Consider the following 9,672-nt stretch of genomic DNA (forward strand, 5'->3'; position numbering starts at 1 on the left):
ATCGCCAAGGCCCTCGCTCGCCAGGGCGCCAACATCGTGCTCAACGGTTTTGGTGATGCCGAAGGCCCAAAAGCGGAGATTGCTGCGCTGGGTGTGAAGGTGGCCTACCACGGCGCCGACATGAGCAAGCCTGCCGAGATCGAAGCGATGATGGCGTTCGCCGCGGCCACCTTCGGCCAGGTGGACATCCTGGTGAACAACGCCGGTATCCAGCACGTGGCGCGCATTGAGAGTTTTCCCGTGGACCGGTGGGACGCGATCATTGCGATCAACCTGACCAGCGCCTTCCACGCCAGCCGCCTCGCCCTGCCCGCGATGCAGAAGGCCAACTGGGGCCGCATCATCAACGTGGCCTCGGTGCACGGCCTGGTGGGCTCAGCCGAAAAGTCAGCCTACGTAGCGGCCAAGCATGGCATCGTGGGCCTGACCAAGGTGACGGCGCTGGAAAACGCCACCAGCGGCGTGACCTGCAACGCCATCTGCCCGGGCTGGGTGCTCACGCCGCTGGTGCAGAAACAGGTGGACGCCAAGGCCGCTGCCCTGGGTATTTCCAACGAAGACGCCAAGAAACAGCTGCTGGGCGAGAAAGAGCCATCAATGCAGTTCACCACCCCGGAAGAGCTGGGCGAACTGGCGGTGTTTTTCTGCTCACCAGCCGGCAACAACGTGCGCGGCGTGTCCTGGAACATGGACGGCGGCTGGACCGCCCAATAAACCCTGCCTGTCCAGAATGCAAAAGGCCCGCTAAAGCGGACCTTTTGCATGGGGCAACGGATCGACGATCAGCGCAACTGGACCGAGCCGGACACCGTCACATTGACGGTGGACTTGCCCGGCTCCACCGGCACCGCCGCATCCGACATGGCGGCCTTGGCTTCCATGGCCATGGCACGCGGCTGAAACGGGCGGCCTTCCTGGTCGGCCGAACTCACTGAAACCTCGCGCAGGCTGTACCCAGCGAATCCAAAGCCCTTGGCCATCTCGCCGGCCTTCACCTTGAATCGCTCGATGGCCAGGGCCTGAACGTCGGACTCCAGTTTCAGCCGTGCGTCGCGCGAAAGCGAAAAGCCCATGTTGCTCATGGTGAGCGTCTGGATCTTGCCGGCGGTGGTGCTGATGCGCGCGAAGTCGCGGCCTTCAAGCACCAGCTCGGTGCTGCCCTGCCAGCCACTGATCTTGCCCTTGTCGGTGTAACGCGGGTAGATGCTGAACTGGCCGGTGCGCACTTCGAGCTGCTGCGGCTGGGCGCTGGCGCGGGCCACCGCAAGCGCGGCATCAAGGGCGACCTTGAGCTGGTTCTGCACGGTCACCGCATCGGTGCCCTCGCGGGTGGTGCTCAGGCTCATGCTCAGCCAGTCTTGCGGCACTTCCAGGAAGCCGCTGGCTGAGAGATTGACCACATTGACGGGCACTGGCTGAGCGACCTGGGCATTCGCCAAGGTGCCGACAGCGATGAGCGAGGAAAGAAAAAGGGTGCGAAATCGGGGGAGGCTGCAAGCGCGGTGAGCGGACGGGATCATTGTTTGAATTTGTACTCTTGAGGTGGTTGGCCGCGCAGCTGTTCACGCAGCCTCTGGCGCTCTTCAACAGAAAGCCGGTAAGGCTTGCCGTTGTCCTCCATGTCGTCAAAGGGTTGCCGCAACACGTCACGCAGGCGCATGGGGTTGCGTGGCTCACCCTCATCCACCGAAATGGGCATGACCATCACCGTTGCGTTCGACGGCATCAGTTGCGTTCGTTGATCACCCGGCCCGGCGTTCGCCGAACCGAAGGTCAACAGGATCAAGCCCAAAGGCAAATGCGTTTTCATGGTTGTTCGAGTATCAACAATCCGGTCATTGTGGGATGTGTCGTCGGTGAAGGGTTCGAGCGCCCGGGCAACATCTGTAACAGCATGTCAGGAAAATAAAAATCCAGTGCTGACAAGCACTTGGCGCTGCCACAATCGCGTTTGTTACATATTCAGGAAGTTGCCTTCATGCCACAAAACAACACCCGCGCCAACAAGATCCTGGTGGTCGACGACGATGTCCGCATCCGCGACCTGCTGCGCCGCTACCTCATGCAGGAGGGTTTTGAGGTCATGCTGGCCGAAGACGGCAAGTCGCTCAACCGCGTGTTGCAGCGAGATTCGGTCGACCTGATCGTGCTCGACCTCATGATGCCCGGCGAAGACGGCCTGTCCATCTGCCGCCGCCTGCGCGCCAACGGCGACCGCACACCGATCATCATGCTGACTGCCAAGAGTGAAGACGTTGACCGCATCGTGGGCCTGGAAGTCGGTGCCGACGACTACCTGGGAAAACCGTTCAACCCGCGCGAACTGCTCGCCCGAATCCACGCCGTGCTGCGCCGCCGCCCGCCCACCGAAGTGCCGGGCGCGCCTTCGCAAGACCAGGAAGTCGTGAAGTTCGGCCCGTTCGAGTTCGACCTGAGCTTGCGCACGCTGCGCAAGGAAGGCGCCGACCTGCCGCTGACCACGGGCGAATTCGCCATGCTCAAGGCCTTGGTGCGCCACCCGCGTCAACCGCTGTCGCGCGAAAAGCTGGCCCAACTGGCGCGCGGGCGCGAGTTCGAGCCCTTTGACCGCAGCCTTGACGTGCAGGTGTCACGCCTGCGCAAGCTGATCGAGGAAGACGCGGCCTCGCCACGTTACCTGCAGACTGTGTGGGGCGTGGGCTATGTGTTCGTGCCGGACGGCAACGCTTGATGTCGGAAGAATCGCGGGTTCCTTTTGAAACCCACCCCACGTCGTTGGAGACAGCGCCGGCACCGCTGGAGCTGCGTCCCAACCGGGGTGTCAGCCTGTTCTGGCGCACCTTCTTCTTTCTGGCCCTGCTACTGGTGGGCTGCATCGTGGCCTGGCTGCAAACCTTCCGGGCGCTGGAATACGAGCCGCGAGCCTTGCAGAGCGCCAACCAGTTGGCCTCGCTGGTCAACCTGAGCCGCGCCGCCCTGGTGCACTCGGATTCGATCGCCCGCGTATCGCTCATCAAGACACTGGCCGACGAGGAAGGCCTGCGCATCGCGCCCCGCGAGCCCAACGACACCTTCCGCCTGTACGACACCGATGTGCTCAGCCGCAATGTGGCTGAGCGTTTGAGTGGCCGGCTCGGACCCGACACGCTGGTGGCACGCGAAGTCAACGGTGCACCGGGTTTGTGGATCGGCTTCACCATCGACGGTGACCCCTACTGGCTGCTCACCGATCCGTCGCGCATAGGCCCGGTGGCGGGCACCACCTGGCTGATCTGGCTGGGCACGGCCGCCCTGCTCTCGCTCACCGGTGCAGCGCTGATCGCGCGGTTGATCAACCGACCTCTGAAGAAGCTGTCTTTTGCCGCCAGCCGTGTAAGGGAAGGCGACTTCAACGCCAGCCAGCTCAACGAGGCCGTGGCCACCAGCGAGATCCGCGAAGTCAACATCGGCTTCAACCGCATGGCGCAGCGCCTGTCCAAGATCGAACAGGACCGCGCGCTCATGCTCGCCGGCATCTCGCACGATCTGCGCACGCCGCTCTCGCGGCTGCGGCTGGAGACCGAGATGAGCGTGGCCGACCCGCAGGCGCGCGAGCACATGGCGGCCGACATCGAACAGGTCAATTCGATCATCGACAAGTTTCTGGACTACGCGCGACCCGACCACATCAAGCCCGAGCGGGTGAGCCTGAATCAGGTGGTCGACGCGGCGGTGTTTGCGCTCGGTGACAACGAGAACAACGTGTTCACCACCAACATTCCGCCCGACACCGCGGTGATGGGCGATGCGGTTGAGCTGCAGCGCGTGTTTGCCAACCTGCTGGAAAACGCCTGCCGCTATGGCCGCGACCCCGGTACCGGGGTGGCCCGGGTGGAGATCGCCGCCAAGCCCAAGGACGACTGGGTGCTGATCAAGCTGCGCGACCATGGACAAGGTGTGGACCCCGACATCCTTGAGCAGCTCACTCAGCCCTTCTTCCGCGGTGATGTGTCACGCACCTCGGCCACGGGCACCGGCCTGGGACTGGCGATCGTGGACCGTGCCATTGGCCGCATGGGCGGGCGCTTCGCACTGGCCAACAGCAGCACCGGCGGGCTGTCGGCCCACATCAAGCTGCAGCGCGCGCCGACCTGAGGCGCGCGCTCAGTCCGGCTTGAACAGCATGGCCACGGCGCGGGCTTCAATGGAGAGACCCTGCCCCACCGGACCGATTTTCTCGGCAGTCTTGGCTTTCACATTGACCTGACCCACCGCGACCCCCAGCGTTCGGGCAATGCCCTCCACCATGGCTGCAATGTGCGGTGCGAGCCTGGGGGCCTGGGCAACCACGGTGCTGTCGACGTTGCCGATCTCGAAACCAACCTCTCGCACGCGTCGCGCGGCCTCCTTCAACAGCACGCTCGAATCGGCACCCTTGAAGCGCTCGTCGGTGTCGGGGAAATGCCGACCGATGTCGCCCAGCGCCGCAGCACCCAGCAAGGCGTCGGTGATGGCGTGCAGCAACACGTCGGCATCGGAATGGCCCAACAGGCCTTGCGTGTGCGGAATGTGCACACCACCAATGATGAGTTGGCGGCCCGGCACGAGCGCGTGCACATCCCAGCCCTCGCCGATGCGAAACGTGGGGACTGTGTTCATGCGCGGCTCCTGAAAATGGCTTCGGCGAGCGCGAAGTCATCGGGATAGGTGATCTTGAGGTTGCGGGCGCTGCCTGGTACCAGCAGCGGCCGATGGCCAGCCATTTCCATGGCGCTGGCTTCGTCTGTCACGCCAGCAAAGCCTTGCGCTGCGGTCGTCTTCAGGGCCGCGTGAAGTGCGCCCAGTCGAAACATCTGCGGCGTTTGTGCAAGCCACTTGTCCGCGCGGTCCACGGTGGCGATCGCGCGCCCGTCAGCCTGAGCCTTGAGCGTATCGGGCAGGGGAATGGCCAGCAGGCCACCCACCGGGTCGTGCTGGCAGGCATCGATCAGCGCATCGACCATAAGTGGTGTGACCAGGCAGCGCGCTGCGTCGTGCACCAACACCCAGTCGTTCGGGTTCGTCCCCTGGTCCAGCAAGGCCTGCAAGCCGTTGAAGACGCTCTCGGCACGTGTGCCGCCGCCACAGCGCAGCGCGGTGACGCCGGGATAGCCCGTGGTCCAGAAGGCGTCGCCGGGCGCGGCCACCACCACGATCCGCTCCAGGCGGGTCACAGCGCGCAGGGCTTCCAGGGTGTGCAAGACCATCGGCAAGCCGAGGATGGGTTGGTACTGCTTGGGGACTTCGGTGCCAGCCCGCGAGCCGGTACCGGCGCAGGGCAACAAGGCGTGGCAGCGGATGCCGGCCTCTTGAGATGGGTGGGGGGTCAATTCGTGGGCGACATCGGGCATGGGTGGCTGCATTCTAAAATCACCGCTCACACACCCCCTGTTCGCCTGGACCGGGGGTGTTCGTCATGGAAACACCGCCCGTCATGGACCTCCCCAAACTCACCCCCGGCAAACGCTTCACCCTGCCCCACCCCGGCGGCTCGGCCGACGCGTTGTTGCTGGCCCAACTCGCAGCGCGGGACAAGGCTGCGGGCCGGCTCACGGCCATCATCACGTCGGACGCCAACGACGCTCAGCGGCTCATTGAAGAAATGGCGTTCTTCGCGCCCGAGCTGCGCTGCGCCCTGTTTCCCGACTGGGAGACCCTGCCCTACGACACCTTCTCGCCGCACCAGGACCTGATCAGCGAACGCCTGGCCACGCTGTGGCGCATCTCGCAGCGCGACAAGGACACCGGCGCCGACGTGGTGCTGGTGCCCGCCACCACCGCGCTGTACCGCGTGGCGCCGCCGGCATTTCTGGCCGGCTACACCTTCCAGTTCAAGGTCAAACAAAAGCTCGATGAAGCGCGCCTGAAAAGCCAGCTCACGCTCGCCGGCTACCAGCACGTGACGCAGGTGGTGAGCCCGGGCGAGTACGCGGTGCGCGGCGGGCTGATCGACCTCTTCCCCATGGGCAGTCTCGTGCCCTACCGCGTGGATCTGTTCGACGACGAGATCGACAGCATCCGAACCTTCGACCCCGACAGCCAGCGCAGCCTGTACCCGGTTCCCGAGGTGCGGCTGCTGCCCGGGCGCGAGTTCCCCATGGACGATGGCGCGCGCGCGAAATTCCGCAGCCGCTGGCGCGAACTGCTAGATGGCGATCCCACCAAGAGCCGCATCTACAAGGACATGGGCAACGGCGTGGCCACCGCCGGCATCGAGTACTACCTGCCGCTCTTCTTCGACGACACCGCCACGGTGTTCGACTACCTCGGAACTGACGCCACGGTGGTTCTGCACGGTGATCTGGAGCCGGCCTTCCAGCGCTTCTGGCAGGACACCAAAGACCGTTACCGCCTGGTGCACGGCGACCCGGAGCGCCCGGTGCTGCCACCCGATTCGCTCTTCCTGAGCGTGGAGCAGTTTTATGCGCGGGCCAACGAGCACGCGCAACTCTCGGTGCGTCCGGTGCAGGCCGAACAGGAACACAGCGCCTTCGCGCAGAAGTTGGGTGACTTGTCTGTGGTGCGTGGCGCCGAAGACCCGCTCTCGCGCCTGCAGGGCCACATCCGCAACACCGCGCAGCGCGTGCTGCTGCTGGCCGAAAGCGATGGCCGCCGCGAGAGTCTGCTCGACTTTCTGCGCGCCAGCGGCGTCAATCCGCCCGCTTTTGATTCGCTGCTGGAGTTCCAGACCAGCACGGAAAAGCTGGGCATTGCCACCGCCGCGCTGGCCTCTGGTTTCTCTTGGCTCGAAGACGGCATCGATTTCGTCACCGAGACCGAGCTGTTCGCCGCCGGCCCCACCACGCGCCGGCGCAAAAAGCAGGAACAGGTCAGTGATGTCGACGCGCTGATCAAGGACCTCTCGGAGCTCAACCTGGGCGATCCGGTGGTGCACATCGCGCACGGCATCGGGCGCTACCGTGGCTTGATCAACCTGGACATGGGTGAAAAGAACGCCGATGGCACGCCTGCGCTGATGGAGTTCCTGCACCTCGAATATGCCGACAAGGCCGTGCTCTACGTGCCGGTGAGCCAGCTGCAGCTGATCGGCCGCTACACCGGCGTGAGCGCTGATGAAGCGCCCTTGCACCGCCTGGGCAGTGGTCAGTGGGAAAAGGCCAAACGCAAGGCCGCAGAGCAGGTGCGCGATGCGGCGGCCGAGCTGCTCAACATCTACGCCCGCCGCGCCGCTCGCCAGGGCCATGCCTTCCGCTACTCGGCGCAGGACTACGAAGTGTTTGCCAACGACTTCGGCTTCGAGGAGACCGCCGATCAACGCGCGGCCATCCACGCCGTCATTCAAGACATGATCAGCCCACGCCCGATGGATCGGTTGGTGTGTGGCGACGTGGGTTTCGGCAAGACAGAAGTCGCCTTGCGCGCCGCCTTCGTGGCCGTGACCGGTGGGCGCCAGGTGGCGCTGCTCGCGCCCACCACGCTGCTGGCCGAACAGCACTACCAGACGCTGGTGGACCGCTTCGCCAAGTGGCCGGTGAAGATCGCCGAGATGAGCCGCTTTCGCTCTGCCAAAGAGATCACGGCGGCCGCCAAGGGCCTGGCCGACGGCTCGGTCGACATCGTGGTCGGCACGCACAAACTGCTGAGCGAGAGCGTGAAGTTCAAGGACCTCGGCCTCCTCATCATCGACGAGGAGCACCGCTTCGGCGTGCGCCACAAGGAGCAGATGAAGGCGCTGCGCGCCGAAGTCGATGTGCTCACGCTCACGGCCACGCCGATCCCGCGCACGCTGGGCATGGCGCTCGAAGGCCTGCGCGATCTGAGCGTGATCGCCACCGCGCCGCAGCGTCGCCTGGCCATCAAGACCTTTGTGCGCAACGAAGGCAACGGCGTGATCCGCGAAGCGGTGTTGCGCGAACTCAAGCGTGGCGGGCAGGTCTACTTCCTGCACAACGAGGTCGACACCATCGAGAACCGCCGGCAGAAGCTCGAAGAAATCCTGCCCGAGGCGCGCATCGCGATTGCGCATGGCCAGATGCCCGAGCGCGAGCTCGAGCGCGTCATGCGCGACTTCGTGGCGCAACGCTACAACCTGCTGCTGTGCTCCACCATCATCGAGACCGGTATCGACGTGCCCACCGCCAACACCATCGTGATGGCGCGCGCCGACAAGTTCGGTCTGGCCCAGCTGCACCAGCTGCGCGGCCGTGTGGGACGCAGCCACCACCAGGCCTATGCCTACCTCATGGTTCCCGACATCGAGGGCCTGACCAAACAGGCCGCGCAGCGGCTCGATGCGATCCAGCAGATGGAAGAACTCGGCAGCGGCTTTTACCTGGCCATGCACGACCTGGAGATCCGTGGTGCGGGCGAGGTGCTGGGCGAGAACCAGAGCGGCAACATGCTCGAAGTCGGTTTCCAGCTCTACAACGAGATGCTGAGTGAAGCCGTGCGCTCGCTAAAGGCGGGCCGCGAACCCGACCTGCTCTCGCCGCTCTCGGTCACGACCGACATCAACCTGCACGCGCCCGCGCTGCTGCCCAGCGACTATTGTGGCGACGTGCACCTGCGCCTCTCGTTCTACAAGAAGCTCGCCACCGCGCAGACCACCGACCAGGTGGACGGCCTGCTCGAAGAGATCGTGGACCGCTTCGGCAAGCTGCCGCCGCAAGCCCAGACGCTGGTGGACGTGCACCGCCTGCGCGTGCTCAGCGCGCCCTACGGCGTGGTCAAGGTGGACGCGGCACCCGGTGTGATCCAGATCACCTTCCGCCCCAACCCACCGTTCGACTCCATGCGCATCATCGAACTGATCCAGAAGAACCGACACATCAAGCTGGCCGGCAACGAAAAGCTGCGCATCGAGCGCGCCCTGCCCGAAGTGAAAGACCGCGTGCAGCTGGTGCGCGACGTGCTGCGCTCGCTCGGCCAACCCACCAAACAACCCGCCACGGTTTGAAGGCACCCCATCCAACTCCGTTCGGGCTGAGCCTGTCGAAGCCCCCGCCAACCATGACCACCGCCACCGAATTCGCCCCCGGCCTCACCGTTCAAGGTTTCACACCACCGCTCAAGCTCAGCGATTTCAAGCTGATCGCCTTCGACATGGACTCCACGCTCATCAACATCGAGTGCGTGGACGAAATCGCCGACGCGGTGGGTAAAAAGGCCGAGGTCGCCGCCATCACCGAGGCCGCCATGCGCGGCGAGATCGCCGACTACAAGGACAGCCTGCGCCAACGCGTGGCGCTGCTGCGCGGCGTGACCATCGCCGACATGGAGCAGGTCTACACCGAACGCCTGCGCATCAACCCCGGCGCGGCCGAACTCATCAAGGCATGCAAGGCCGCCGGCCTCAAGGTGCTGCTGGTCTCGGGTGGGTTCACCTTCTTCAGCGAACGCGTGCGCGAACGCCTGGGCATCGACTTCACGCGCGCCAACGTGCTCGAAGTGGAGAGTGGCCCCAACTGCGGCCAGCTGACCGGCCGCATGGTCGACCAGCCCTGGGGCGACATCTGCGACGGCGCCGAGAAGCGCCGCACCCTGCTGGAGGTGGCCTCCCTGCTGGGGATTGAGGCATCGCAATGCATCGCCATGGGCGACGGCGCCAACGACCTGCCCATGATGGGTGTGGCCGGTCTCTCGGTGGCCTACCACGCCAAGCCCGCGGTGCGCGCGCAGGCCATGGTGGCCATCAACGAAGGTGGACTGGACCGC

The 9,672-nt window shown here is 65.0% G+C and carries 9 protein-coding genes; 5 read left to right on the top strand and 4 right to left on the bottom strand.

What is annotated here, in order from left to right; all coding sequences use genetic code 11:
• A partial coding sequence (locus tag Q0C59_RS10565) for a 3-hydroxybutyrate dehydrogenase (RefSeq protein WP_291214999.1) occupies positions 1 to 714 on the top strand: 714 nt, incomplete at its 5' end.
• 68 nt (positions 715 to 782) lie between these two features.
• Here the strand turns inward: Q0C59_RS10565 and Q0C59_RS10570 are convergent.
• Positions 783 to 1,520 carry an SIMPL domain-containing protein gene (locus Q0C59_RS10570; RefSeq protein WP_291215002.1) on the bottom strand — a complete coding sequence of 246 codons (738 nt, stop codon included), beginning with the start codon at positions 1,518 to 1,520 and terminating at the stop codon, positions 783 to 785.
• On the bottom strand, positions 1,517 to 1,810 hold the full coding sequence (locus Q0C59_RS10575) for a hypothetical protein (protein WP_291215004.1): 294 nt from the start codon (positions 1,808 to 1,810) through the stop codon (positions 1,517 to 1,519). The genes Q0C59_RS10570 and Q0C59_RS10575 overlap by 4 nt, the downstream gene beginning before the upstream one ends.
• Before the next feature lie 168 nt (positions 1,811 to 1,978).
• Between Q0C59_RS10575 and ompR the strand changes: the two genes are divergently transcribed.
• Positions 1,979 to 2,710, top strand: coding sequence for a two-component system response regulator OmpR (gene ompR / locus Q0C59_RS10580; RefSeq protein WP_069046679.1), 732 nt, complete (start codon positions 1,979 to 1,981; stop codon positions 2,708 to 2,710).
• Positions 2,710 to 4,113, top strand: coding sequence for an ATP-binding protein (locus tag Q0C59_RS10585; RefSeq protein WP_291215008.1), 1,404 nt, complete (start codon positions 2,710 to 2,712; stop codon positions 4,111 to 4,113). Before ompR ends, Q0C59_RS10585 begins: the two co-directional genes overlap by 1 nt.
• Before the next feature lie 9 nt (positions 4,114 to 4,122).
• Here Q0C59_RS10585 and ispF read toward each other — a convergent pair whose 3' ends face one another.
• Together ispF and ispD are read right to left on the bottom strand one after the other, a co-directional pair.
• Positions 4,123 to 4,617, bottom strand: a complete 495-nt coding sequence (ispF, locus tag Q0C59_RS10590) for a 2-C-methyl-D-erythritol 2,4-cyclodiphosphate synthase (protein WP_291215011.1) — start codon at positions 4,615 to 4,617, stop codon at positions 4,123 to 4,125.
• Positions 4,614 to 5,348: a 2-C-methyl-D-erythritol 4-phosphate cytidylyltransferase gene (gene ispD / locus Q0C59_RS10595; protein WP_291215013.1), complete on the bottom strand. Its 735-nt coding sequence runs from the start codon at positions 5,346 to 5,348 to the stop codon at positions 4,614 to 4,616. The genes ispF and ispD overlap by 4 nt, the downstream gene beginning before the upstream one ends.
• Before the next feature lie 83 nt (positions 5,349 to 5,431).
• Here ispD and mfd point away from each other — a divergent pair, with 83 nt between their 5' ends.
• Positions 5,432 to 8,914 (top strand): transcription-repair coupling factor, encoded by a 3,483-nt coding sequence (mfd, locus tag Q0C59_RS10600; RefSeq protein WP_291215016.1) that lies wholly within the window; start codon positions 5,432 to 5,434, stop codon positions 8,912 to 8,914.
• Positions 8,915 to 8,967: 53 nt separating this feature from the next.
• Positions 8,968 to 9,672, top strand: a 705-nt coding sequence (gene serB, locus Q0C59_RS10605) for a phosphoserine phosphatase SerB (protein ID WP_291215019.1), incomplete at its 3' end; no start/stop codon positions are given.

The sequence above is a fragment of the Hydrogenophaga sp. genome (assembly GCF_022844385.1).
In the GTDB taxonomy this organism is placed as follows: domain Bacteria; phylum Pseudomonadota; class Gammaproteobacteria; order Burkholderiales; family Burkholderiaceae_C; genus Hydrogenophaga.